Origin of the sequence: Neobacillus kokaensis (genome assembly GCF_014656545.1) — a bacterium.
Lineage (GTDB): Bacteria > Bacillota > Bacilli > Bacillales > Cytobacillaceae > Neobacillus > Neobacillus kokaensis.
The window spans coordinates 262,798-288,889 of the sequence record NZ_BNDS01000002.1; the positions used below are offsets into that span (position 1 = coordinate 262,798).

General features: G+C 40.1%; 25 protein-coding genes and 1 riboswitch. Of the genes, 3 read left to right on the forward strand and 22 right to left on the reverse strand.

Going from position 1 to position 26,092, the window contains the following annotated elements:
- Window positions 1–149: 149 nt before the first annotated feature.
- From rph to IE222_RS03825, 8 genes are all read right to left on the reverse strand, one after another.
- Window positions 150–905 (reverse strand): ribonuclease PH, encoded by a 756-nt coding sequence (gene rph, locus IE222_RS03790; RefSeq protein WP_191270214.1) that lies wholly within the window; start codon window positions 903–905, stop codon window positions 150–152.
- A 107-nt stretch (window positions 906–1,012) separates the two neighbouring features.
- Complete coding sequence (locus tag IE222_RS03795; RefSeq protein WP_191269833.1) at window positions 1,013–2,053, reverse strand: GerMN domain-containing protein; 1,041 nt, start codon at window positions 2,051–2,053, stop codon at window positions 1,013–1,015.
- Between the two features lie 132 nt (window positions 2,054–2,185).
- Window positions 2,186–2,989 (reverse strand): glutamate racemase, encoded by an 804-nt coding sequence (gene racE, locus IE222_RS03800; protein ID WP_275671431.1) that lies wholly within the window; start codon window positions 2,987–2,989, stop codon window positions 2,186–2,188.
- 78 nt (window positions 2,990–3,067) lie between these two features.
- A complete protein-coding gene (locus IE222_RS03805) occupies window positions 3,068–3,517 on the reverse strand; it encodes a MarR family winged helix-turn-helix transcriptional regulator (RefSeq protein ID WP_191269837.1) in 450 nt (149 codons plus the stop codon).
- A 206-nt stretch (window positions 3,518–3,723) separates the two neighbouring features.
- Window positions 3,724–3,948 (reverse strand): spore germination transcription factor GerE, encoded by a 225-nt coding sequence (gerE, locus tag IE222_RS03810; RefSeq protein WP_009796032.1) that lies wholly within the window; start codon window positions 3,946–3,948, stop codon window positions 3,724–3,726.
- 186 nt (window positions 3,949–4,134) lie between these two features.
- A complete protein-coding gene (sdhB, locus tag IE222_RS03815) occupies window positions 4,135–4,896 on the reverse strand; it encodes a succinate dehydrogenase iron-sulfur subunit (RefSeq protein WP_191269839.1) in 762 nt (253 codons plus the stop codon).
- Between the two features lie 21 nt (window positions 4,897–4,917).
- Entirely contained in the window at window positions 4,918–6,669 is a 1,752-nt protein-coding gene (gene sdhA, locus IE222_RS03820; RefSeq protein ID WP_191269840.1) for a succinate dehydrogenase flavoprotein subunit, read from the reverse strand.
- A 53-nt stretch (window positions 6,670–6,722) separates the two neighbouring features.
- Entirely contained in the window at window positions 6,723–7,331 is a 609-nt protein-coding gene (locus IE222_RS03825; protein ID WP_191269842.1) for a succinate dehydrogenase cytochrome b558 subunit, read from the reverse strand.
- Between the two features lie 433 nt (window positions 7,332–7,764).
- Between IE222_RS03825 and IE222_RS03830 the strand changes: the two genes are divergently transcribed.
- Entirely contained in the window at window positions 7,765–8,229 is a 465-nt protein-coding gene (locus tag IE222_RS03830; protein ID WP_223282570.1) for a YslB family protein, read from the forward strand.
- 45 nt (window positions 8,230–8,274) lie between these two features.
- On the opposite strand, the gene IE222_RS03835 is transcribed toward IE222_RS03830, so the two are convergent.
- From IE222_RS03835 to zapA, 13 genes are all read right to left on the reverse strand, one after another.
- Window positions 8,275–9,489, reverse strand: coding sequence for an aspartate kinase (locus IE222_RS03835; RefSeq protein WP_191269844.1), 1,215 nt, complete (start codon window positions 9,487–9,489; stop codon window positions 8,275–8,277).
- 113 nt (window positions 9,490–9,602) lie between these two features.
- Window positions 9,603–9,780, reverse strand: a riboswitch (Lysine riboswitch).
- Window positions 9,781–9,850: 70 nt separating this feature from the next.
- Window positions 9,851–11,623 (reverse strand): excinuclease ABC subunit UvrC, encoded by a 1,773-nt coding sequence (gene uvrC, locus IE222_RS03840; RefSeq protein ID WP_191269846.1) that lies wholly within the window; start codon window positions 11,621–11,623, stop codon window positions 9,851–9,853.
- A gap of 136 nt (window positions 11,624–11,759) precedes the next feature.
- The gene (trxA, locus tag IE222_RS03845) at window positions 11,760–12,074 is read right to left on the reverse strand and encodes a thioredoxin (RefSeq protein WP_066386004.1); all 315 of its coding nucleotides are present in this window, start codon (window positions 12,072–12,074) and stop codon (window positions 11,760–11,762) included.
- A 162-nt stretch (window positions 12,075–12,236) separates the two neighbouring features.
- On the reverse strand, window positions 12,237–13,214 hold the full coding sequence (locus IE222_RS03850) for an electron transfer flavoprotein subunit alpha/FixB family protein (RefSeq protein WP_191269848.1): 978 nt from the start codon (window positions 13,212–13,214) through the stop codon (window positions 12,237–12,239).
- 41 nt (window positions 13,215–13,255) lie between these two features.
- Entirely contained in the window at window positions 13,256–14,029 is a 774-nt protein-coding gene (locus IE222_RS03855) for an electron transfer flavoprotein subunit beta/FixA family protein (RefSeq protein WP_191269850.1), read from the reverse strand.
- A 108-nt stretch (window positions 14,030–14,137) separates the two neighbouring features.
- A complete protein-coding gene (locus IE222_RS03860) occupies window positions 14,138–14,911 on the reverse strand; it encodes an enoyl-CoA hydratase (protein ID WP_191269852.1) in 774 nt (257 codons plus the stop codon).
- A 36-nt stretch (window positions 14,912–14,947) separates the two neighbouring features.
- Window positions 14,948–15,532, reverse strand: coding sequence for a fatty acid metabolism transcriptional regulator FadR (fadR, locus tag IE222_RS03865; protein ID WP_191269854.1), 585 nt, complete (start codon window positions 15,530–15,532; stop codon window positions 14,948–14,950).
- Between the two features lie 191 nt (window positions 15,533–15,723).
- Window positions 15,724–17,430 (reverse strand): AMP-binding protein, encoded by a 1,707-nt coding sequence (locus IE222_RS03870; RefSeq protein WP_191269856.1) that lies wholly within the window; start codon window positions 17,428–17,430, stop codon window positions 15,724–15,726.
- Window positions 17,431–17,822: 392 nt separating this feature from the next.
- Window positions 17,823–18,230 carry a DUF350 domain-containing protein gene (locus IE222_RS03875; protein WP_191269858.1) on the reverse strand — a complete coding sequence of 136 codons (408 nt, stop codon included), beginning with the start codon at window positions 18,228–18,230 and terminating at the stop codon, window positions 17,823–17,825.
- A 19-nt stretch (window positions 18,231–18,249) separates the two neighbouring features.
- Window positions 18,250–20,610 (reverse strand): endonuclease MutS2, encoded by a 2,361-nt coding sequence (locus IE222_RS03880; protein ID WP_191269860.1) that lies wholly within the window; start codon window positions 20,608–20,610, stop codon window positions 18,250–18,252.
- A gap of 15 nt (window positions 20,611–20,625) precedes the next feature.
- On the reverse strand, window positions 20,626–22,350 hold the full coding sequence (polX, locus tag IE222_RS03885; RefSeq protein WP_191269862.1) for a DNA polymerase/3'-5' exonuclease PolX: 1,725 nt from the start codon (window positions 22,348–22,350) through the stop codon (window positions 20,626–20,628).
- 202 nt (window positions 22,351–22,552) lie between these two features.
- Window positions 22,553–23,095: a CvpA family protein gene (locus tag IE222_RS03890; RefSeq protein ID WP_191269864.1), complete on the reverse strand. Its 543-nt coding sequence runs from the start codon at window positions 23,093–23,095 to the stop codon at window positions 22,553–22,555.
- Window positions 23,096–23,098: 3 nt separating this feature from the next.
- Window positions 23,099–23,362 (reverse strand): cell division protein ZapA, encoded by a 264-nt coding sequence (gene zapA, locus IE222_RS03895; protein ID WP_191269866.1) that lies wholly within the window; start codon window positions 23,360–23,362, stop codon window positions 23,099–23,101.
- A gap of 89 nt (window positions 23,363–23,451) precedes the next feature.
- Here zapA and rnhC point away from each other — a divergent pair, with 89 nt between their 5' ends.
- A complete protein-coding gene (gene rnhC, locus IE222_RS03900; RefSeq protein ID WP_191269868.1) occupies window positions 23,452–24,411 on the forward strand; it encodes a ribonuclease HIII in 960 nt (319 codons plus the stop codon).
- Window positions 24,412–24,423: 12 nt separating this feature from the next.
- Window positions 24,424–24,717: a 4a-hydroxytetrahydrobiopterin dehydratase gene (locus IE222_RS03905; protein WP_191269870.1), complete on the forward strand. Its 294-nt coding sequence runs from the start codon at window positions 24,424–24,426 to the stop codon at window positions 24,715–24,717.
- Between the two features lie 186 nt (window positions 24,718–24,903).
- Here the strand turns inward: IE222_RS03905 and IE222_RS03910 are convergent, their stop codons facing one another.
- Entirely contained in the window at window positions 24,904–25,878 is a 975-nt protein-coding gene (locus IE222_RS03910; RefSeq protein WP_191269872.1) for a nuclease-related domain-containing protein, read from the reverse strand.
- Window positions 25,879–26,092 lie beyond the last annotated feature (214 nt).

Below are 26,092 nucleotides of genomic sequence, written 5' to 3' on the forward strand. Positions count from 1 at the left end.
AATAGGATAATTTATATGCATTTTATAAAATATATCTGCGGGTTTAAGCTAGATATCTGCGAGTTTGACCAAGATATCTGCGACTTTGACAATATATCTGCGAGTTTTGCTATTTTATCTACAACTTTAAAATCTCTTATTTCACTACCCTATTTCTTCCTGCGCCCTTCAATCTTTTTCGTAATCTCTTCACCTAGGGCCGCCTTTTGTTGCTCAAATAGTTCCATAAGTCCTTCCTGGGCAGCATGCAATAAACCTTGCAGCTGTTCATAGGAAAATGTCGATTCTTCGCCCGTACCTTGTAATTCGACAAATTCACCACTGCCAGTCATCACCACGTTCATATCAACATGGGCTTTAGAGTCCTCAGCATAATTTAAATCTAAAACAGCTTGCTCATCCTTTAGAATTCCCACACTGGTTGCAGCTAAGTAATCAGTGATTGGGAATTTCGCTAGCGAGCGTTTTTCAGCCAGTCCGTTTAAAGCCAATGTCATGGCTACAAATGCACCCGTAATGGAGGCAGTTCTTGTGCCGCCGTCCGCTTGAATGACATCACAATCAATCCAGACAGTTCGTTCTCCAATTGCTCCTAGGTCGACTACTGCCCGTAACGAGCGGCCAATTAATCGCTGAATTTCCATTGTTCTGCCGGAAACCTTGCCTTTAGAGGATTCACGGATATTTCGCGTTTCAGTAGCCCGCGGGAGCATCGAATATTCAGCTGTAATCCAGCCTTTTCCCTCTCCTCTCATAAAAGGAGGGACTCGGTCCTCAATACTGGCCGAACAAATTACCTTCGTATTTCCTACCGATATGAGTACCGAGCCTTCCGGGTGCATTAAATAATTCGTTTCAATATGTATCGGTCTTAATTGCAGCGGTTCTCTTCCATCAACACGCACAATGTTTTCCTCCTTCATTCCAAAGCACTTTTTTTACTAAATAAGAAAGAGGCTGTGCAAAAGCCAACCTCTCTCAGTCCATTATATAGTATATCAAAAATACTTTTTTAAAAACTACCTGTATTGACTTTTTCTGGACGCGTTACAGGTTCAGAAAGCTTTTTCCCTTGTTCGTTCTTTATTTCAGCCTTGCCCTTCACCTGGACTGCTACTTTTTCAATTCCTTTTTGCTCAGTTAACGTGAGGACAAGAGCATCAAGCAGGTGCTGGGAAATCACTTTTTCCTCAAAACTGCCATAAACATTCTCATCAAAGTTTAATGTAACCTTGCCATCCTCGTATTTCGGTTGATTAAGCAGTTTTACATCTGGCATAAATTCAGAAACGAGGTTTGATTTTTCGCTTGGTCCTTTAATTAACTCATTAACAGCGGCAGCAACGTTATCTTTTTGGTTATTGCTGACCCTGCGGGTAACTGGAACGTAGTAATATGCATTCTCTTCGCCGCCAATGAAGTAAACAGTCACTTGCTTCGTATTGGTAATATCCGTAACATCTGCTGTATCAAAGTTAATCCCGGAAGCCCTTGAGAGGTTTTCGTTAATTGGGGTACCCTTGACAGGCATTTCTGTTAATTCATGACCATTCATTTTAAGTTTTACTGAGTTTACATTATCAAATTGAGTCAGTGTCCAAGTAACGGATTGAAGAATTCTCATCTCATCTTCAGGCTGGTAGTTTTTAAATTCCTTTGAAAAATTAACTGTTGCCACACCATCCTTAATATCTACAGAAAGGTCTGTGGACTCAGGTAAAACCGCCCTGAATCCATTTGGAATCATGTCCGTGACGGGACCACCTGCAACTAAATATTGGAGAGCTTGTGCTGCAACAGATTTAGTTCTTGGCAGGTTTAGTGTCTGCGGTACTACATAGCCGCTTTTATCAATCAGGTACAGTTCCGTTTTAATCGTTTTTTCAGCTTTTTCTGCCGGCTGCTTCTCGCTTTCTTTTTGATCAGTGACTGATATTGTTTTCGGCGGATCGATTTTCTGCTTTGTTTCACCGCCTAATAGACCGCATCCGGACAACATGATGGTCGAAGTAAGTACAGTGTATCCCAGGATTTTCCCCTTATGTTTAAACATATTTTTCCCCCCAAAGACAGTTTGTACTATCATATATACGAGCCTATGAAAAAAATTAGACCGCATTCAGAAAGAAAAATTGGACAAAACTATCATTTTTTTTAAAAAAATAACCTCCTTAATGAAAGGAGGTTATTGTAAATGAATTTTTTTCACTTGTATTTCCTGGCAAAGTTCTCCAAGCCATTGGGATGCAATTTTTGAAAAAATCCACGTTGAACCAGTGGTGTAAAATTCGTGTAAATGCTCCTTTTCACCCGTGTCCAGCCGTCCTTTATATTCTAAGATCGCACTGACCTCACGGGCTGTTTCGTCCCCCGAACTAATAACGTTCACGTCCGCACCCATTTCCTTTTTAATCAATGGTTCAAGTAAGGGGTAATGCGTGCAGCCTAATATTAATGTATCTAAATGTTGATCCAATAATGGCTTTAATGCCTCACTGACAATTTTCTCAGCGATTGGGCCATCATATTCGCCGCTCTCTACCACTGGGACAAATTTAGGGCAGGCCTGACTTTTAATAAACAGCCGGCTATTTAGCGACTTCAATGCCTTTTCATAAGCTCCGCTTTTCACCGTTCCTTCTGTACCGATAACACCAACGCGGTAATTCTTCGTTTTTTTGACCGCTGCCCGGGCTCCAGGATTAATAACCCCCAGGACAGGAATGGTAAGCTCTTTCCTGATATCATTTAATGCCGCAGCCGTTGCCGTATTACAGGCGATTACCAGCATTTTTATATTTTTTTCTAATAAAAAATTTGTCAATTCCCACGTGAACTTTTTTACTTCTTTTGTCGTTCTTGGACCATATGGGCAGCGTGCCGTGTCTCCTAAATAAATGATCTTTTCATTCGGAAGCTGCCTTATAATTTCCTTAGCAACTGTTAACCCGCCAACACCGGAATCGATCACACCGATTGCCTGCTTCAAACCTCTCGCCTCATTTTTATTCATAAAATCAACTCGCTTTCTGTCCCCTAACAAATTGGTTCCTAGCGAGTTTTCACGTTAACGCATAACTTGATGCAGTTTTTCAAGATTAGTTTGGAGAAGCTGAATCTCATCGCTTGAGAAGTCTTTTAGTACTTCCGCCAAATAAACCTGACGTTTCTTGATTACTTCATCGATAATTCTTTTGCCCTCGTCGAGCAAATGAATTTGAACAACCCGACGATCATGTGGATCTTTCACCCGTTCAACCAAAAGGTTTTTCTCCATTCTATCGACTAAATCGGTTGTTGTACTGCATGCCAAATACATTTTACCGGAAAGTTCACCGATCGTCATGTCACCCTCCTCAAAGAGCCATTGAAGTGCAACAAATTGCGGCGGAGTAATTTTATAATTGCTTAGCATTTCCCTGCCTTTTTGCTTGATAATCCCCGATATATAACGTAAATCCTTTTCAATATTGGCAACAATGTCTCCATTTATACTTTCGAAATTTTCGAGTTTCATGTATTTTTACACTCCTAAAATATGCTTCTCCTAAAAAACTATTGAATCTATCAGCTTGTCCTTATTTTCTACTTTTTCCGCAAAAAATTCAAGCAAAACTAAAGATTTTTCATTATCTTGCAAAAAGGCATGCATAAACTTATAAATCAGGAAATAAGTGTCTTTTAAAAAGCATGAACCGGCCTCCTTACGGAAGCCGGCCATGTTTAAAGTTCTAGTTCTCCCATACGAAGGAGTTCTACAACTGCTTGTGATCGCCCCTTAACACCAAGCTTTTGCATTGCATTCGAAATATGATTCCGAACCGTTTTCTCGCTTATAAATAATTCACCAGCGATTTCTTTTGTGGTTTTATCTTGTACTAACAGTTCGAATACTTCCCTTTCTCGTTTGGTGAGTAATGGCTTGTGAGTATATTCATTCTCCTTCAAGTATTGTAACCCTCCTTGCCTTCGCCAGTTATGCACCGGGGGTGGGTATATATTTAGTCACCATATCATATGTGCAGTGTGCATAGGGAGTGACTATATTTACTTGTTGGATAGTAATTTTTTATAGAAAAAAACAAAAAAACCTTCAAATCCAAAAGGTAGGATAAGAAGGCCTTTTTGTTATTATTAGACTCTATCGCTTCCGAAGAAATTTTTAAATGATTGAAGTGTTGCATCACGGTTAACGGCTGCGATAGAAGTTGTAATTGGAATCCCTTTAGGACATGATTGAACGCAGTTTTGTGAGTTACCACAGCCCTGCATTCCACCGTCTTCCATAAAAGCGTTAAGACGTTCAGCTTTATTCATGGCACCTGTTGGATGAGCATTAAATAAACGAACTTGGTTGAAGACAGCAGGTCCCATAAAGTTTGATTTACTATTCACATTTGGACATGCTTCTAAACATACACCGCAAGTCATACATTTAGATAATTCATATGCCCATTGACGTTTTGTTTCAGGCATACGAGGTCCAGGTCCAAGATCATATGTTCCATCAATTGGAATCCAGGCTTTTACTTTCTTTAAAGAATCAAACATTCTGCTGCGGTCAATTTGAAGGTCACGAACAACAGGGAATGTTTTCATTGGCGCCAAACGAATTGGCTGCTCCAGTTTGTCCACAAGTGCCGAACAAGCTTGACGCGGCTTCCCATTGATAATCATTGAGCAAGCACCGCAAACTTCTTCCAGACAGTTCATTTCCCAAGTAACAGGCGGTGTAGCTTGTCCTTTATTATTCACAGGATTTCTGCGAATTTCCATTAATGCTGAAATGACGTTCATATTCGGGCGATATGGAACTTCAAACGTCTCCTCGTAAGGAGCAGATTCTGGAGTATCTTGACGAGTTATGATAAATTTCACTGATTTTGTTTCTGCCATTGTTTCCTACTCCCCTTTCTCTTAGTGCTTTTTCGTGTAATCGCGCTCTCTCGGCTTAAGCAAGGAAATATCTATATCCTCGTAATGGAAAGCTGGAGCAGAACTAGAATCAACAAATTTCGCCATTGTTGTTTTCATGAAGTTTTCATCATCACGTTTAGGGAAATCAGGTTTATAGTGAGCACCACGGCTCTCGTTACGATTGTACGCACCAATTGTGATAACACGAGCTAATTGCAGCATATTTTCTAATTGACGAGTGAAAGCAGCTCCTTGGTTGCTCCATTTTGCCGTATCATTAATATTAATTTTCTTATATCGCTCTAATAACTCTTGAATTTTTTCGTCCGTTTTTAATAGCTTATCATTGTAACGAACAACGGTAACATTATCTGTCATCCATTCGCCAAGCTCTTTATGAAGAACGTACGCATTTTCAGTACCATCCATGGACATAATGCTATTCCATTTAACTTCCTGTTCTTTTACATGACGATCAAAAACAGAAGATGAAACAGCATCAGAGGTCTTTTCTAGTCCTGAAATATAATTTACTGCATTTGGTCCTGCCACCATTCCACCGTAAACAGCAGATAGCAAGGAGTTCGCACCTAAACGGTTTGCACCGTGCTGTGAATAATCACACTCGCCCGCAGCAAATAAACCAGGAATGTTTGTCATTTGATCATAATCAACCCATAAACCGCCCATTGAATAGTGAACAGCAGGGAAAATCTTCATTGGAACTTTGCGTGGGTCATCGCCAGCAAATTTTTCATAAATCTCAATGATACCGCCCAGCTTAACATCCAATTCATGCGGATCTTTATGTGATAAATCAAGGTATACCATGTTTTCACCGTTAATTCCTAATTTGTCATTAACGCAGACATGGAAAATTTCACGTGTTGCAATATCACGTGGTACAAGGTTTCCGTATGCTGGATACTTCTCTTCTAAGAAGTACCATGGCTTACCATCTTTATATGTCCAAACACGTCCGCCTTCCCCACGAGCAGATTCACTCATTAGACGAAGTTTGTCATCACCAGGAATCGCTGTTGGGTGAATTTGGATCATCTCACCGTTCGCGTAATAAGCACCTTGCTGGTACACAATAGATGCTGCTGAACCGGTGTTGATAACGGAGTTTGTAGATTTACCAAAAATGATTCCAGGGCCGCCAGTAGCCATAATTACTGCATCAGCGCTAAATGATTTGATTTCCATTGTTTTCAAATCTTGCCCAACAACACCGCGGCAGACACCATCATCATCTACTACTGCACCTAAGAATTCCCAGCCTTCGTACTTTGTTACAAGACCAGCTACTTCGTGGCGGCGAACCTGCTCGTCCAATGCATATAATAGCTGCTGCCCTGTTGTTGCCCCAGCGAATGCAGTACGGTGATGCTGTGTTCCGCCAAAGCGCCGGAAATCGAGTAACCCTTCTGGGGTACGGTTAAACATAACTCCCATACGGTCAAATAGATTAATAATTCCAGGTGCTGCCTCACACATTGCTTTAACCGGAGGCTGGTTTGCTAAGAAATCTCCGCCATAAATTGTATCGTCAAAGTGGATCCATGGTGAATCCCCTTCACCTTTTGTATTTACTGCTCCATTAATACCACCTTGGGCACAAACAGAGTGAGAGCGTTTAACCGGAACAAGTGAAAATAATTCTACAGGTGTTCCATGTTCTGCAACTTTAATCGTTGCCATCAAGCCAGCCAAACCACCGCCGACTACGATCACCTTGCCTTTACTCATATCGTAACTCACTCCTATATCTTAAATCCAATATTTTTCCGTTCATAACCTTTTTAAACAAAAGCAAATACAGCTTGCATTCCTACAATGGCCAGAACTACGAAAATAATCATAGTTACATAGGTAGAAATCACTTGTGAGCGTGGAGTTACAGTAATACCCCAGCTAACCATAAATGACCATAATCCATTTGCAAAATGGAAAACCGCTGAAATAATTCCAACAACATAAAAAACTATCATAAATGGTGAAGAAAAAATATCCTCCATCATTTGATAATTAAGCGGTGTTCCAAACATCATAGCGATACGTGTTTCCCAAACGTGCCATGCAATGAAAATAAGAGTCAGCACACCAGTGATCCTCTGCAAAAGATACATCCAGTTTCTAAAAAAGCCAAATCTTCCAGTGTTACCACTGCTTGTAAAAGCAATGTAAAGACCATAAATCGCATGGTATAATAATGGTAAGAAGATTAATAAAATTTCGAGGACCTGCAGAAATGGCAAACTTTCCATAAAATTTGCTGCTTTGTTAAATGATTCCGCTCCTCCTGTTGCTTGGTGATTGACTGTGAGATGCACAATTAAAAATAAACCGATAGGAATAACTCCTAATAATGAATGCAATCTCCGATTAAAGAACTCGCGACTACTCGTCATTAATCAAACGTACCCCCTTTAAATTTTTCCATGACGCTAAGTTTGTTCCCAATATTTACCCCCAAAACTTAGCATCACTGTGACAATTATGTGACATGTCCATTGTACTCCCATCATCTTAGAGCGTCAAGGAAACGGATACATAAATCTTCATGTTTAAATAAAATATTTTAAATATATTGATAGTGTAATAGCGGCAAAAAATATACTTTCCAGGGTCATTATTTTTGCGGTTTCCGCAATCATCCACTAATATTTTTCCAATATCTTACGGAAGAAATTCAACCTCATTTGGGAATGATAAATTATCATAGTGATTAAGATAAAAATATTGGAAAATAATGATCCCCCTAATCAAAACCCTTTTTAAAAAAACTGTACTGATACTTAAGCCAATTTGTATATAATAGAATGGTAGAAAGAGGGGAAACATGTGAAAGAAAGCACAGCTGCTAATCAATTAGTACATTCTAATGAACCAAGGTCTATTTCCATGTTCGGTTATGAATTAATCCGGGAAATTCTCTTACCTGAAATATTAGGGAAAGATACTCCCGAGATTTTATATTGGGCAGGTAAACTCCTTGGAAGAAAATATCCGTTAGATCATTACGACCAAATTGTTGAATTTTTTGAACAAGCCTCGTGGGGCCATCTTGAAATCAAAAAAGAAACGAAAAACGAGATGGAATTTGAGCTGAACAGTCCGCTTATTGTGTCACGCGTAAAATCAAAAGCAGAACAATTCTTCCAGCTCGAAGCCGGCTTCCTCGCCCAGCAAATCGAACTGCAAAAACAAGTCATCACCGAAACCTTTGAACATCCAGTAAAAAAATCCAACAAAGTCCGCTTCACCGTCAAATGGGATCAAAAAGACGCGGTGTCAGGCACCATGTGAAAAATTCACATGGTGCCTGACACCGGTTTTTCTTTTTATTATGTTTTATTCTCCAAGATTAAAGGCTTCGTGTAATACTTCTACTGCTTTGTGCATATGCTTTTCTTCCACGACTGCTGATACTTTGATTTCTGATGTGCTGACCATTTTAATGGCGATGTTGTTTGCGGCAAGTACTTCAAACATTTGAGCTGCTACGCCTGGGTTTGAGACCATTCCAGAACCGACAATGGATACTTTGGCCAATTTATTTTCCGCATCAAGCTGCTCATAGCCTAAGACGGCCTTGTTGTCTTCTAAAACATTCAATGTCTCAAGCCAATCATTTGTATGAATCGAGAATGACAAGTTTGATGCTCCCGTTTCTGTTGTACTTTGGATAATAATATCCACATTAATATGATTATTAGCTAATGTTGTAAAAATAGTCGACAGGCTCGTTAAAGAATTGCTAAGACCAATTACCGTTACCCGGGTAATTTCATCCTCAAATGCAACACCTCTTACCACTAAATTCTGTTCCATAGTAGCTTCCCCCTCAATAATTGTTCCTTCTACTTTTTCCATACTTGAACGGACCTCAAGGCGAACCTTGTAGTTCTTCGCAAATTCCACAGCTCTTGGATGGAGTACCCCTGCCCCAAGATTGGCAAGCTCTAACATCTCGTCATAGGAAACTGATAATAACTTCCTGGCGCTTTGAATATATCTTGGGTCAGTGGTGAATACCCCCGTTACATCCGTATAAATATCACACTTATCGGCATTTAAAGCGGCAGCAAGCGCTACGGCTGTTGTATCTGATCCGCCGCGTCCAAGAGTTGTAATTTCTCCGGTTTCGGTTACTCCTTGGAACCCGGCCACAATTACAACTTTTCCATTCTCAAGCTCTTCCTCAATTGCCTTAGTTTTGATGTTGGTAATTCGTGCATTTCCGTGAACAGACTCGGTGACAATTCCCGCCTGCCAGCCGGTGAAAGAAACAGCATCCAGTCCCTTTTCCTTTAATGCCATCGCTAATAATGAAATGGTCACCTGTTCACCAGTTGAAAGGAGCATATCCATTTCACGTTTACTTGGCTGCACTGAAATCTCCTTTGCCATGTTCACAAGCTGGTCGGTTGTTTTCCCCATTGCGGAGACAACTACAACTACCTGGTTGCCTCTTTCGGTTTCCTCTTTTACACACCCTGCTACATTTAAAATTCGTTCAACATTCCCAACGGAAGTGCCGCCAAATTTTTGGACAATTAATCCCATCTCTTCCCCTACTTTCAGTTAATGATGCTGAACTATCTTTTCACAATAAAAAAAGCAATGAGAGATTATCCCATTGCTTTGATAAACACGAAGAAAAAGTTCTTGTGCAGACAATGAAAGATAGCTCTCCAAGACATTAGTCTTGACAATCCGGTATTTATTCAACACAGGACCAGCAAAGAAAGCAATGAGTCTTTCTCCGCTTCGGCGAACATACCCTTTCAAAGTTCTTCCTCGAAGCTCATCCCTCTCAGAACCTTTACTATTGAAGCTCGCACCTCTACCTTCACTTTAGCTTTTAAAAGTGATAGTAATTAAATTTTCATCAATTATAGCATAGGCAAAACTATCTGACAATCATCTATGACTGTAATTTTTTTATTAATTCTTCTGCAACTTGATGCGGCAGTCCTAATGCCGTAAATTCTTCTTTAGTTGCTTCCTTCATTTTTTTAACAGAGCCGAAATGCTTCAACAATATTTTTTTTCGTTTTTCACCAATCCCTGGAATATCATCCAACATCGATTGGAATGCGCTTTTCCCTCGTGTTTCCCTGTGAAAGGTGATCGCAAAACGGTGGACTTCATCTTGAATTCTTTGCAATAAATAAAATTCCTGGCTATTTCGTGGAAGCGGGATTATTTCTAGTGGATTTCCATATAAAAGCTGTGATGTTCTATGTTTTTCATCCTTCACAAGTCCTGCTAATGGAATATCCATGCCAAGTTCATTTTCAAGCACATCTCTGACCGCCTCCACATGCCCTTTGCCGCCGTCAATGATGATCAAATCAGGCAGTGGAAGATTTTCCTTCAGCGCCCTGGTGTATCTTCTTCTGGTAACTTCCCTCATTGATTCATAATCATCAGGGCCTTGAACCGACTTAATTTTATACTTCCGATATTCTCGTTTATTTGCCTTTCCATCAATAAAGACAACCATTGCCGAGACCGGATCAGTACCTTGAATATTGGAATTGTCAAAGGATTCGATACGGTGCGGTGTGTAGATTCTAAGAAGTTCTCCTAAATTTTCAACGGCCTTGACCGTCCGCTCCTCATCTTTTTCAATGAGTGAAAACTTTTCATTCAACGCAATGTTAGCATTTTTGATGGCCATTTTGACAAGATCCTTCTTTTGACCACGCTGTGGCTGCAAAACTTTTACCGCAAGCAGCTGTTCAGCCATCTGCAAATCTACATCATCCTGGATGAGAATTTCTTTTGGTTTAAAATGATTTGCCTGCTGGTAAAACTGGCCAAGGAACGTTAGAATTTCTTCCTCCGGCTCATTATAAATTGGGAACATAGAGACATCCCGTTCAATCATTTTCCCCTGACGAACAAAAAAGACCTGAACACACATCCATCCCTTATCCACCGCATAGCCAAATACATCACGGTCGGTAAAGTCGGTCATGGTGATTTTTTGTTTTTCCATGATTGTTTCAATATGAATAATTTTATCGCGATATTCCTTTGCCCGTTCAAAATCCAAATCTTCAGCAGCAGCCGTCATTTTTTCCGTCAGTTCTTTTTTAATTTCCTTATAACCGCCATTTAAAAAACGGGTAATTTCATCTGTCATTTGTTTATACTGCTCTTCACTTACCTCATTCACACACGGTGCCAGGCACTGTCCTAAATGATAGTATAAACAAACCCGGTCAGGCAGCGTTGAGCATTTTCGCAGCGGGTAAATCCTATCTAAAAGTTTTTTTGTTTCATTTGCTGCACCAACATTTGGATATGGCCCAAAGTATTTTCCTTTATCCTTTTTCACTTTTCTTGTGATGATGAGCTTTGGATGTCTTTCAGCTGTCAGCTTAATAAATGGATAGGTTTTATCATCCTTAAGCATGACATTGTATTTCGGGTCATACTTTTTAATTAAATTAAGTTCAAGGAGCAACGCTTCAATATTTGAAGAGGTAACAATATATTCAAAATCCTCAATCTCCTGAACAAGCCGTTGTGTTTTTCCGTCATGCGATCCTGTAAAATATGAGCGAACCCGGTTCTTAAGCACCTTGGCTTTACCAACATAAATGATCGTTCCTTGACGGTCTTTCATTAAGTAGCAGCCAGGCTGGTCAGGCAGCAGTGTCAATTTTTGCTTAATCGTTTCATTCATTCCGGCCACTCCTCCCCGTCACTCTTTTCTATAAATATTAATGCAAACCTTCATTAAATGAAAGTGGATTCCCTTGGGAAAAATAAAAAACCTTTGCCAGATAAATTTCCAGCAAAGGCTTTTTAAGAAATTGAGATTAAATGTGTTTTTCAAGTACACTTGCTAGTGCTTCTTTTGGCTGGAAGCCGACAACTTTGTCAACTACTTCGCCATTTTTGAACACCATTAGAGTCGGAATGCTCATAACGCCAAAGTTAGAAGCAGTTTGTGGATTGTCATCCACATCAAGTTTAGCGATTTTTACTTTATCGCCCATTTCTGCATCAAGTTCTTCTAGAACTGGTGCAATCATTTTACAAGGTCCGCACCATGGTGCCCAGAAATCAACAAGCACTAAGCCAGAGCCTGTTTCAGCAGTAAAATTTTGATCTGTTACGTGTGAAATAGCCATTTTAGTAACCTCCTATATGTTTCTTCAAATACTAACGAAAGTATAACATCGTTTAAAAAATCACGCTAATAATATGATTCGAAAGTATTTTCCCCTGTTTTAATGGAGCTATACAAAAAACGAGCGATCGCCTCTGCGCGCCGCTCGCCCCAAATTTTGTTATTATTGATGAACCTTTAATTTCTTAAACTCTTCCGTTAACATTGGAACAACTTCAAATAGGTCCCCGACAATGCCGTAGTCTGCTACTTTGAAGATATTTGCTTCAGGGTCTTTATTAATTGCAACGATCACTTTAGAATTGGACATACCAGCAAGGTGTTGAATTGCGCCGGAAATTCCGCAAGCAATGTAAAGGTCTGGCGTAACAACTTTTCCCGTTTGTCCAATTTGCAGTGAGTAGTCACAATATTCAGCGTCACATGCACCACGGGAAGCTCCTACTGCTCCTCCCAATACATCCGCTAATTCTTTTAACGGCTTAAAACCGTCTGCGCTTTTTACTCCGCGTCCTCCGGAAATGACTACTTTTGCTTCACTTAAGTCAACACCTTCAGCTGCTTTTCTTACTACCTCTTTAATGATAGCGCGAAGGTCTTTAATTTCAACAGAAAGGGAAGAAACTTCACCGCTTCTTGATTCATCTTTTTCTAATGGAGCGATGTTGTTGGGACGTACTGTTGCAAAAATTAAGCCATCCGTTACAACTTTCTTCTCAAACGCTTTACCAGAATAGATTGGTCTAGTAAACACGATATTTCCACCTGCTGCTTCAACAGCAGTGGCATCAGAAACGAGACCGGAAGAAAGCTTCGCTGCAATTCTTGGAGAAAGGTCTTTTCCAAGAGCTGTGTGTCCAAACACTAAACCTTCTGGCTGTTCTTGATCAATAACAGCTAATAATGCTTGTGAAAAACCGTCAGAAGTATACTTTGACAGCTTTGCATCTTCAACCACCACTACACGGTCGGCACCATAGCTTATCAACTCCGCTCCTAAAGCGCTTACAGCTTCACCGGCTAAAACCCCAACAACTTCTCCGCCTTCAGCCACAGTTTTTGCCGCAGCAATTGCTTCAAACGATACATTTCGTAATGAACCGTCACGAACTTCTCCTAATACTAATACCTTTCTAGACATATGAGTTTACCTCCTGTATACAAGTTTTATGAAATGAACGATTAAATTACTTTAGCTTCAGTGTGAAGAAGATTGACAAGTTCTTTTACCTGGTCAGACAGTTCGCCAGATAAAACTTTCCCTGCTTCTTTTTTAGGCGGCAAATAGATTTCGATTGTCTTTGTTTTCGCTTCAACATCATCTTCATCAAGATCAAGGTCATCCAATTCTAATTCTTCAAGCGGTTTCTTCTTCGCCTTCATTATCCCTGGAAGTGAAGGATAACGCGGCTCATTAAGACCTTGCTGCGCTGTAACTAAAAGCGGCAGGCTTGTCTCGATAATTTCTGAGTCCCCTTCGACATCACGCGTTACAGTAACATCGCTGCCGTCAATTTCTAATTTAGTAATAGTAGTTACATAAGGAATACGAAGTAATTCAGCAACCCGAGGACCTACTTGACCAGACCCGCCGTCAATTGCAACGTTGCCGCCTAAAATTAAATCAGCTTCTTTATCCTTTAAGTATTCAGCAAGAATTTTCGCAGTTGTAAACTGGTCGCCATTTTCAACATCGTCCTCTGTATTAATTAGGACTGCTTTATCAGCACCCATTGCAAGCGCAGTACGTAATTGTTTTTCAGCTTCTTCATTACCCACAGAAATAACGGTTACTTCGCCGCAATTAGCATCACGGACTTGAATCGCTTCTTCAATTGCATACTCGTCATATGGATTGATGATGAACTCTGCACCATCTTCGTTGATTCTTCCGCCGCTTAAGGCAATCTTTTCTTCGGTATCAAAAGTTCTTTTCATTAGCACATAAATGTTCATGGTCTCGCTCCCTCCTAGAAATAAAAACATTCGTTTAGTTTTAAAGATTTTGAAAATTGGTTGTAAAAATTATATGAAATTAACATAAATCCAATTATACAGGTAAGTTTACTCACCTTTGAAATGCGGCTCCCTTTTTTCAATAAAGGCCTGGATGCCCTCTTTAGCGTCATTGGACACAAAGACTTTTCCAAATAACTCAGCTTCTTTTTTCATTCCCTCATAAAACTCTTCTGTCTTGGCATAGTTTAAAAGTTTAATAGCTGCATGAACAGAAACAGGACTTTTCTTTGAAATTTTTCTTGCCAGCTTATATGCCTGCTCCAAAACTTCCGCTTCAGGATAGGCATGGTTTGCCAAACCATATTGAACTGCCTCTCGACCGGTAATCGGATCAGAAGTAAACATCATTTCTGCTGCTCTTGCAGTTCCGACATACCTTGGCAGGCGTTGTGTCCCGGCAAACCCTGGAATCAATCCAAGCTGAAGCTCCGGAAGTCCTAGTTTCGCCGATTCACTTACCAAGCGGATATGACAGGCCATTGCCAGCTCTAGGCCGCCGCCAAGTGCCGCCCCATGAATCGCTGCAATAATCGGTTTAGGGAACTTTTCCATTCGGTCGAATAAATCTTGTCCGAATTTTCCAAGATCAGAAAATCCTTCAGCATTGTTGACCGTGGTAAATTCCTTAATATCCGCACCTGCTGAGAAAAAGCGTCCCTCGCCATGGATAACGATTACCCTGATATCACGATTTGGTTCGATTTCATCAAGCACTGCAGACAATTCTTGCAAAAGACCAGATGAAAGCGCATTTGCCGGGGGACGCTGAATCGTGATGGTGGCAATACTGTCTTCACTAGACCACTTTAAATATTCCATTCTAGAGAATCCCCTCCCTTAAATAAGAACTGTGCTCTAGCGGCCTCCGAATCCATTAATTAGCAGCTGGTGGACTGGGGGTGCCAGGGCCTTTAGGTCATACTTTTCTTCATTCATCACCCATGACGTAACAGTTTCGTCAATTGTGCCGAAAACCATTTGCCGGGCAAGACGAACGTCGAGATTGCTTGAAAACTCACCCTTTTCTTTGCCTTCAATAAGAATTTTATCAATCACCTTTAAGTAACCTTTTAGAATCTCATTAATTTTCATTCGCAAATCTTTATTTGATTGGCGCAATTCCAGCTGTGTTACGATGGCAAGATGATGATCTTTAGACAGCAAATCAAAATGAGCTTCAATCATCATTAATAACTTCTCCGTCGAAGTCTGTTTTCCTGCTATTAATTTATCTATTTCTTCAATGTAACTTCCCATTTTTTCTTTAAAGAGAGAAATAAGGATGTCTTCTTTATTTTTAAAATAAAGATATATAGTCCCATCCGCAACTCCCGCCTGCTTCGCGATTTTTGATACCTGCGCCTGATGATAGCCATTTTCTGCAATGGCAATCACTGCTGCATCAATAATCTGCATATATTTTGGTCTAGACTTATTCATTGACTAAATCCCCTTTAAGGAATAATATTAATTTAATAAATATAAAAATATGAATGAATCATCATTCATATTTTTATAATAGTTAGTATATCTATTTCTGTCAAGAAATACAAGGTGAATTTTTTCAGAATTTTTATAAAAAGGAGGAGGACAAGCATTTCTTTCAAAAAAAAAATAAGTGAATCATCTGTTCAAGCATGCTTTTTATTCTCTTCGTCTATTCTTTTCTTTTCTTCTTCAATTAGCGTTCTTCTTAAAATTTTTCCAACGGCTGTTTTTGGCAGTTCTTTTCTAAATTCGTAAATTCTCGGTGCTTTATAGGCAGCCAGAAACTTTCGTGCAAATTGGTTCATTTCCTCCGAAGTAACTGTTGAGCCTTCTTTTAAGACAATATAGGCTTTTACTGTTTCACCTCGGTATGGATCCGGAACTCCGGCAGCAACTGCTTCAAGTACGTCTGGATGTTCGTACAAAACCTCCTCAATTTCTCTTGGATAAATATTGAACCCCCCGGCAATAATCATATCTTTCTTTCGGTCAACAACGTAAAAATAGCCTTTGTCATCCATATAGCCTAAGTCACCTGTGTACAACCATCCATCCTTTAACACCTCTTCAGTTTCCTCCGGACGATTCCAATACCCCTTCATAATTTGCGGACCTTTAACAACGATTTCACCGATTTCACCAGGAGGCATGGTTTCACCGGTTTCTAAGGATATTATCTTCGCATCTGTATCGGGGTATGGAACACCTATACTGCCTTTCACTCTTTCAACATCCCATAAAAAGTTTGAATGAGTTACCGGTGAGGCCTCTGTTAGACCGTACCCTTCCACGAGCTTGCCGTTTGTAATTTCCTCGAATTTTTGCTGGACCTCTACCGGCAGCGGTGCCGATCCGCTAATACAAGCATCAATAGAGGACAGATCATACTTTTTTAAATCTGGGTGATTGAGCAGCCCAATATAAATTGTCGGTGCTCCCGGAAAAAGAGTTGGACGCTGTTTATGAATCAGCTTTAACGTGTCCAGTGCATCAAATTTTGGCATGATGAGCATTTTACAGGCCATTTTCACCGATAGCAGCATGCAAACCGTCATTCCGTAAACATGGAAGAATGGGACAATACTTAAAATGGTTTCCTTACCTGGTTTACATTTAAAAATCCATTTTTCGCTCATTATGGTATTCGCCATTAAATTTTTATGAGTCAGCATCACACCTTTTGGAAAACCGGTCGTTCCGCCTGTGTATTGCAATAAAGCCAAATCTTCGGCGGGATTGATCTCATATTTTGTTAATTCTATTGGTTTCATTTTTAAAATTTCAGAAAGAAGATGAGAATTACCGTCATGCTTTACTTTTACAACAATTCCATATTGTTTTTTCTGAATGAAGGGATAAACAAGATTTTTTGGAAACGGCAAGTAGTCTTTAATAGTAGTTACGATGATGTGTTTTAATTCTGTTTGCGGCATCACTTTAGTAACTCGTGGATAGAGGATGTCAAGAGTAACGATTGCTTTTGCTTTCGAATCCTTCATTTGGTATTCAAGCTCGCGTTCCGTATACAATGGGTTTGTTTGAACGACAATCCCGCCAGCTAGGAGGATGGCAAAATAACTAATTACAGCCTGAGGAGTATTCGGAAGCATGATGGCAACACGGTCGCCTTTTTCAATACCTAAATGTTTTTGCAGATAACCAGCAACATTCACAGCATCTTCATATAATTGCTTAAAGGTTATTTCTTTACCCATAAAATGAATGGCAATTTTGTCCGGGAAATTCTCAGCTGAATTTTCTAGATGCTGTTGGATTGGATCTAAAGTGTAGTCAATTGAGGCAGGAATTTCTTTAGGATACAATTTCAACCACGGTTTGGACTCCGTCATTCATAAACCTCCTCTTTAATTAACTATCAGTTGATTTTTGCTCCAGGCACTCCGCTTTCCGAGGGCATTCCAGGGAGTCACATGCCTTCCGCTCTAACCAACAATTACCTTTATTAACTTTTAAAAAATTCCAATTTCTATTTCTATTATAGTACAGTACCTCCTAATTAACAATTAAACGTTCAGATAATTCCCGCAATTACCTCACTTCGTTTTCACAAAAAAACATCACTGGAAAGACCATGTCCAGCGATGTTTTTAATGAATGCAGCTCATTCCCGCAGCATTATTTCTCAAGCAAAAAACACAAGATAAATAATTCCGATCAGCAAAAATAAGCCGCATAATCCAATCAATACTTTAGCTAAAGTTTCCACTTTTTCATTCTCTCCTTAAGAAATCCCTGCCCCAATCACATAAGATAATCCAACTGAAATGATCATTGAAATCATTCCTACAGCCCGATTATCGTTTTGAATTTCTTCGTCAATATGAAATTTTGGTGTTAAAAATTCAAAGATAAAATAGCCGACTAATAATAAGAAAAATCCATAAATCCCCCAGCCAACCATCGAAACCAGGGAAGTGTGCTCTTCAATCGTATGACGAAAGATATTGGCAACACCGAATATTTTTCCGCCAGTTGCCATGGCGACGGCAACATTGCCCCTCTTAATTTCTTCCCAATTTTTATACTTTGTGACTAATTCAAAGACTGCCAAAAAAACAATTATGCATAAAATAACCACACTGTAATAGGCTGCGATTTGAATATACTCATTTTCCCAAAACTGGTTCATTGAAAAGTCTCCCCGGACATTATTTAAATTCAACTACCGTCACACCCGTTCCGCCTTCACCTGCCTCGCCAAAGCGGATTTTCTTAACTGAACGATGGTTTTTCAAATACTCCTGAACTCCCTGTCTTAAGGCACCTGTTCCCTTGCCATGGATAATCGATACACGGGGATAACTTGCCAGGAGCGCGTCATCGATATATTTTTCTACCTTTAACAGCGCATCCTCATAGCGTTCCCCGCGCAGGTCTAATTCTAGTTTAACATGAGAATCGCTTCCTTTAACAATTGCAAGCGGTCTTGTCTCCTTAACCACGGCGGGTGCGCCGAGATATTCCATATCCTTTTCTTTGACCTTCATTTTTAAAATCCCAATCTGAACCTGCCACTCATTATCAGATACTTGATCCACTAAGGTCCCTTTTTGGTCAAATGTAAGAACCTTTACCTCATCCCCCGGCATGTACTTATGCTTCTTATTTTTCTTATCCGCTAACTTAGCAGATTTCGTTACCTCCGGGGCAGCTTTTTCTAAACGCCTTTTTGCATCAATTAGTTCATGTTCTTTAATTTCAGCATGCTTTTCCGTTCTCATCTTGCGAAGGTCGCGAATCACCTGCTCGGCTTCTTTTTTCGCTTCATCGACCATTTCTTCAGCCTTCTCAGCCGCTTTTTCAAGCATGGAATCTTTCTTCTCGTAAAATTCAATCATCTGATTTTGCAAATCTTTATGAAGTTTTTCTGCCTGCTTTAAATAATCCCGCGCTTCCTGCTGCTCGATTTCTGCCTGCCGTTTACTTTCTTCAAGTGAAGCAATCATTTTATCAATTTGATTGGTATCTTCGCTGACATGTGACCGTGCATTGGTAATAACCCGGTCGTTTAGGCCAAGGCGTTTCGAAATTTCAAAGGCATTACTGCGGCCGGGTACGCCAAGCAATAGTTTATAGGTTGGACTTAATGTCTCAACATCGAACTCAACACTGGCATTCAACACACCTTCACGGTTATAGCCGTAGGCTTTTAATTCAGGGTAGTGAGTAGTGGCAACCACCCTCGCTCCCATCCGGTGAACTTCATCCAATATCGAAATCGCCAGTGCTGCACCTTCTTGCGGATCGGTACCAGCACCAAGCTCGTCAAACAAGACAAGGCTGTTATAATCCACTCTATCTAAAATATCCACAATATTCACCATATGGGACGAAAACGTACTTAAGCTTTGCTCAATCGATTGTTCATCACCTATATCAGCATAGACAGCATCAAAGACGGCAAGCTCTGAACCATCCTGTGCCGGCACCTGCAAGCCGGCCTGGGCCATAAGTGAACATAAGCCAAGGGTTTTTAACGTAACAGTCTTTCCGCCCGTATTCGGTCCGGTAATCACAATAGTTGTATAATCTTGGCCCAGCATAATATCATTTGCCACGACCTCATCAATCGGTATTAATGGGTGCCTTGCTTTATATAAGGAAATGCGGCCTTGATCGTTCATCGCAGGCATAGTTGCTTTGATTTTTTTTCCATATCTCGCCTTTGCAAAAACAAAATCTAAATTTGCCAGGACCCTCACAATTATTTGCAGTTCGTTCTCATACTCTGCTGCTTTAGCCGATAATTCCATAAGAATCCGTTCAATTTCTAACTGTTCTTTCACTCTAATATCCTGCAGCTGATTATTTAATTGAACGATGACCTGCGGTTCGATAAATAAGGTTTGCCCTGAAGAACTTTGATCGTGAATGACCCCGCCGTAATGTCCGCGGTATTCCTGCTTAACCGGAATAACAAAACGGTCATTACGAATTGTAATTATGGTATCAGACAACATTTTTTGAGCATTCGAAGAACGAATCATACTTTCTAATTTCTCGCGTACTCGGGCTTCATTTGATCGAAGCTGGTGCCTTAAGGAACGGAGGATTTCGCTTGCCCCATCTAAAACCTCGCCGCTTTCATCGATTGCTTGCTTAATATCCTGCTCAAGATTAGTTAATGGAATAATCTGGTCAACCTGCCCCTTTAAAATGGGGATTTCCGTGCGGTCTTCGTTGATTTCCTCAATAAAACGCTTCATCTGCCTGCTCGTATGAATCGTGCTGGCAATTTGCATCAGCTCATGAGGACTTAAAACACCGCCAATGACAGAGCGCTTAATATGCGGTCTAATATCATGAATACCCGATAGCGGGATATTCCCTTTAATTCGAAAAACAGTAGCAGCCTCATCTGTTTCTGCCTGCAGTTTCACAACCTCTGTGAAATCCGTGGACGGCACTAAATTTGTTATTTTTTCTTTCCCAAGCGGTGAAGCTGCATGCTCAAGAAGCTGTTCTCTTACTTTAGTAAATTCTAACACCTTTAAAACTCTATCTTGCATGAGGTTAACCCTCCTCTATTGGTCATGTCGATTATGCAAAAAATCAAGCAATTCATGCGGTTCCAGTGTGTTAAGGACCGTTGATTTTTTTATCCAGCCTTTCTTTGCCGTTGAGACACCTATTTCCATATGGTTTAATGTTTCCTTTCGATGGGCATCGGTATTAATAAAAATTTTCACCCCTGCCTCCTGAGCTTTCCGTAAATATTCCGCCTTTAAGTCAAGTCTATTCGGATTGGCATTCAGTTCTAAGGCCGTATTCGTTTCCTTTGCCAGTTCAATCAGTAAATCAAGATCGACATCATAGCCATCACGGCGGCCAATTTTTCGTCCGGTTGGATGGGCAATTAAATCAACATGCGGATTCCTTAGGGCTGTCTTTAACCGCTCCATAATTTTATCCTTTGACTGAGTAAAAGCAGAGTGAATCGAGGCAATGACAAAATCCATCTCCGCTAACACATCATCCTCATAATCTAATGTGCCGTCTGGCAGGATGTCCATTTCCACCCCTGATAAAATCAGGATATCATCATATTTTTCATTTAACCTCTTAATTTCATCATTTTGCTTTAACAGCCTCTCAGGGGTCAGTCCGTTTGCCACCTTTAAATAGTGCGAATGGTCTGTAATCGCCATATAGCGGTAGCCTCTTGCCCGGCATGCTTCCACCATCTCTTCGATTGAATGGCCCCCATCACTCCATGTTGTATGCATATGAAGATCGCCCTTTATATCGGATAATTCGATTAATCCTTCTTCAGCGGAAAACGTATCCACCTCATTCCCATCCTCGCGAATTTCAGGTGGAATAAACGGCAAATTAAAATGTTTGAAAAATTCCTCTTCGGAAGTAAATGTTAATATTTTTCCCGTTTCGCTGTTTTCAACGCCATATTCACTTATTTTTTCACCGCGTTCCTTTGCCAGCTGGCGCATGCGGACATTATGATCCTTTGACCCGGTAAAATGGTGCAGTGTGGTAATAAATTCTTCCGGTTTTACTAAACGGAAGTCAACAGAAACATCATAATCCAGCTCAAATACTAATGAAACCTTCGTGTCACCGGCTCCAATAACCTCTTTTATGTTTGGCCATGTTAATAAATGCTCACGTACCGTTTCCGGCGCGGTGGTCGCAATGATAAAATCCAAGTCCTTTATCGTCTCCCGCATCCGTCTTAAACTTCCAGCCCGGGAATATCGATCAATTTCTTTAATTGCGGCCAGGCTTGCTTCAATTTGTTCTGCGACAGGGAGCATATACGCCAGCGGCAGCCGTTCCGGTCTTGTTCCGACATTGGCAATCGCTGCTAAAATCTTTTCTTCTGTCTTTTTTCCAAAACCAGCAAGTCCTTGAACCTTCTCTGCTTCGCATGCTTCCTTTAAACTCGTAACATCTGTAATGCCTAATTCCTTATACAGTTTTGCGATCTTCTTACCGCCTAGCCCCGGCAGCTGCAAAAGCGGAATTAAGCCTGCGGGCACCTGTTCTTTAAGCTCCTTTAATACTAATGAAGTACCTTCACTTATGTATTCATCAATAACAGCAGCGGTACCTTTGCCAATCCCGGGTATTGCGGTAAAATCCTCAATTTCCGATAAACTTCGGTCATCCGCTTCTAAAGCGTTTGCCGCTTTTCTAAAAGCTGATACCTTAAAGGGATTCTCCCCTTTTAATTCCATATAAATCGCAATCATCTCTAAAAGATGTACTAATTCTTTTTTATTCACTTTCATGATATCCACCTGCCTCCATCACATTTTATTTTGCCCGTTAAAAGAAAAGCATAAGCGCCTTCATTAGTCTCAGGCATAGCACAAGGCGAGCCAGCCGAAAGGTTGCTTTTTACCTTTTCGATGGTTTGGCTTGTGACCTAGAGGCGAGAGGGGCTGGGCGCTGGAGCTAGACAATAGAAAAACTTCTCTGCTACAGAGAAGTTCACGCAGCTGTATAATTGATCCACCAGCCTTTAATCTGTTCGGATAGGACCGGAGTGTAGTTCACGATTGCCTTTGCTAGAGACGATTGATCTAATATTGTTTGGAACTGTTCAATCGGTATGAGGGCAGCTATATATAATAAAATAAATATAATTAAATAGACTTCTAAAAAGCCGAAAACCCCGCCAGCCCAAACATTTAATTGCTTAAGAACTGGTAAATGAGCAACGAAATCAAGCATTGAACCAATAATTTGCAAGATGATTTTTACAGCAAAAAAGATAATCACAAAAGCAATCGCCCGGTAAAAAGCCGTTTCCATATCGCTGGAGTCTGTTAAAATTTTTAATGTTGGATCATCCCCAAAGGAAGGATATGGAATCCAAAGTGTTAATTTCGGGGCAAACTCATCATAGTACAAATAGGCAACTACATATGCGATAATAAAACTTGTTAAATGAACAAGCTGTAAAATGAAGCCTCTTTTTAGGCCAACAAGAAAACCAATAACAAGAAAAATGATAATAGCTAAATCTAACATGTTTTATAATTCCTTTTCCGTTTGTTGTTCTGTTTGCAGTCGTTCTAGTTCTTCTTTCATTTTAAGATAATCATTGACTGCATTTACCGCTGTTAAAACAGCCAGTTTGTTTACGTCTAACCCCGGATTCTTGGAACTGATTTCGCGCATTTTATTGTCAACTAATGATGCGACATGACGAATGTGATCTTTACTTTCTGTTCCCAATATGACGTATTGAGTTCCAAAAATATCAATGGATATTCTGTTTTTCTGTATATTCGACAACGTTAATGCCTCCAATCAAAGAATCCTACACTATATCATAACACGAATAGACAGAACAGGAAAAGTCAAAAGAAATGTGGTGTTAAATTATGGGACAAGTTGTATTAATTTGTGAAAAAAATACGATTAATGAAATGAAAAAATTTTATGAAAAACAGGTTTTAGGAAAGAATCCCCCTGGCAGTGTGTTTGCAGCTAAAACCTCCGGCTGTGCCATTACAGCTTATCAATCTGGAAAGGTGCTTTTTCAAGGGAATGATTGTGAGAAGGAAGCTGAAAGGTGGCGGGGAGCGGGAACTCAGAGTGCTGTGTCGGCAGGCAAAACACGGGCTGCCGGAAAGCAGTCGGCCGCCAAAGGCGATGTTCCTGCAAATATTGGACAAATGTCTGTAATAGGTTCCGATGAGGTAGGTACTGGAGACTTTTTTGGACCAATAACGGTAGTAGCCGCTTACGTGAAGAAAGAACATATTCCGCTATTAAAAGAATTAGGAGTTCGTGATTCAAAGGATTTGAATGACGAGAAAATCATTGAGATTGCCAAGGTCATCAAGGATGTTGTTCCATTTAGCCTAATGACATTAAAGAATGAAAAATATAATCAGGTGCAGGCATCCGGGATGTCGCAAGGAAAAATGAAGGCCCTGCTTCATAATCAAGCGATCTTAAAGGTTTTGGAGAAAATTACTCCCGAAAAACCAGATGCCATTTTAATTGACCAATTTGTCCAGCCAAGCACGTATTTTCAGCATATAAAAGGGCAGAGGGCTATGGCAAGGGAAAATGTTTATTTTAGTACGAAAGCAGAAGGGATCCATCTGGCAGTGGCGGCTGCCAGTATACTAGCACGGTACGCGTTTATTCAATATATCGATAAGCTTAGCGAAGCCGCTGGTTTCCGGATTCCTAAAGGGGCCGGTTCTCTCGTTGATGAAGCCGCAGCAAAGCTTATTTTGAAAAAGGGCCGCGACAGCCTTGGTTCATTTGTAAAGCTGCATTTTGCGAATACAGATAAAGCAATGGCGCTTGTTCGTAAGAAGAGGAGCTAGGAGGGTTTTTGAATGCGGAGATTAACGGACGATGAAATTACTGAATCGGTTGCCGGTATAGACGGCTGGAATTTAGATGAGAAATTTATTGTAAAAAGGTACCTTTTTCGGGAATTTTTAAAAGGAATTGCCTTTGTGAATGAAATTGCCCAGTTGTCGGAGGAACAACAGCATCATCCGTTTATATCAATAGACTATAAATTAGTAACTTTGCGGATAACCTCTTGGAGCGCTGGCGGATTAACGGATTTAGACTTTGATTTGGCAAAAAAATATGATGAAATCTTTGAGAAATATACGAAATAGAGAAATCTGCCCCAGCATGGTATTGTGGGGCAGATTTTTTTATTATTTTAACTAATATTATTTAAATAATTTACAAATTTAATTATCGGCGAAATTTAGAGATTTATCGGCGAATCTCGCACAGTTATCGGCGATTTGGATACATTTATCAGCGAAATTTAAATTTTATCGGCGAATCTGATTTTCTCACCATGGAAATACTCTCGGATAGTAAACTCGGCCCTTTTTCGTCCCGTAATAATTAAGTTTTTCATTATGAAGTGACCTTTTGGCGGTATCTTCTGAATCTAATCGTGCAAACTCTCGAAACTGCTTATTCGTAATTTTCATCTCATACAATAGAAAATAGTCCATTAATGCTCCTAAATGGGCATCTACAGAATAAAAATCGCAGCGTGTACAGTACCATTTGTGTTTTTTACGAATCATTGGAAGATGCTTGCATTTGGGGCAGTGGACGCCAGGAAGTATTTCGGACCGATCAATCCTATATTTAGATAGAAGAAAGTTTGTCGGCGGGGTATTCAATTTAATAAGGAGTCGGCAAAGCTTTCGAAGGTCTTTTTCACTGAGGACTGGGTCGGGATACATTTTTTCAAAAACTTGCATTTTACTGAGAAATGCATCGGCCTTGCATACACGCGGCTTCACTTTACGGGCGTTTGGGACGGTTATTACGTATGTAGTATAAGGATTGGCGATGATCACTAGATAATCTATTGGAACTGGTGGGAACCCATTAGCTGCAAGCCATTTTCGAATATATTCTTTATGCCTCTCAGCTTGCGCGATTGGATCAGGATAACCTTTTTCTTTATCGTTATTGATTTGAATAAACTGCTGATTGTCGGTGTCAAAAATTAATTTGCCGGTCATATTCTTTACATCGACAATTAGAATGGATTCTGGAGTAGCTAGAAGTGTGTCGATTTGGCAGTTGTAATCACCGTCTGGGAGGTTTAAATCGTGGAGAATTCTGTATTTTTGGGGTGGCAGATATCGGTAGTAGTAATCGAGTGATACCTCCCCTTGGTATCCTGCCTCTCTCCTCTTGAATTCCTCTAAAATTGCCTGATATTTTTCGTGACTCAGCGGAAGCCGCCGTAAAATAGCTGCCAAAATGAGAAGTTTTAATGGAATTGTCCTTGCTTTTACGATCAAAACAATCACTCCTTTCGATAATGCTTATAAAATTCTAGTAATTTAAGTAAAAACCCTGCTGAATTTTGACGAAATTTGTTAAAATATTGTGTCAGCAAATTGGATCTGTTGTTTTCGTTCTTACTTCAAAAACTTATCGGCGAAATTTAGAGGTTTATCGGCGAATCCAGCAGAGTTATCGGCGATTTGGATTCATTTATCGGCGAAAATTAAA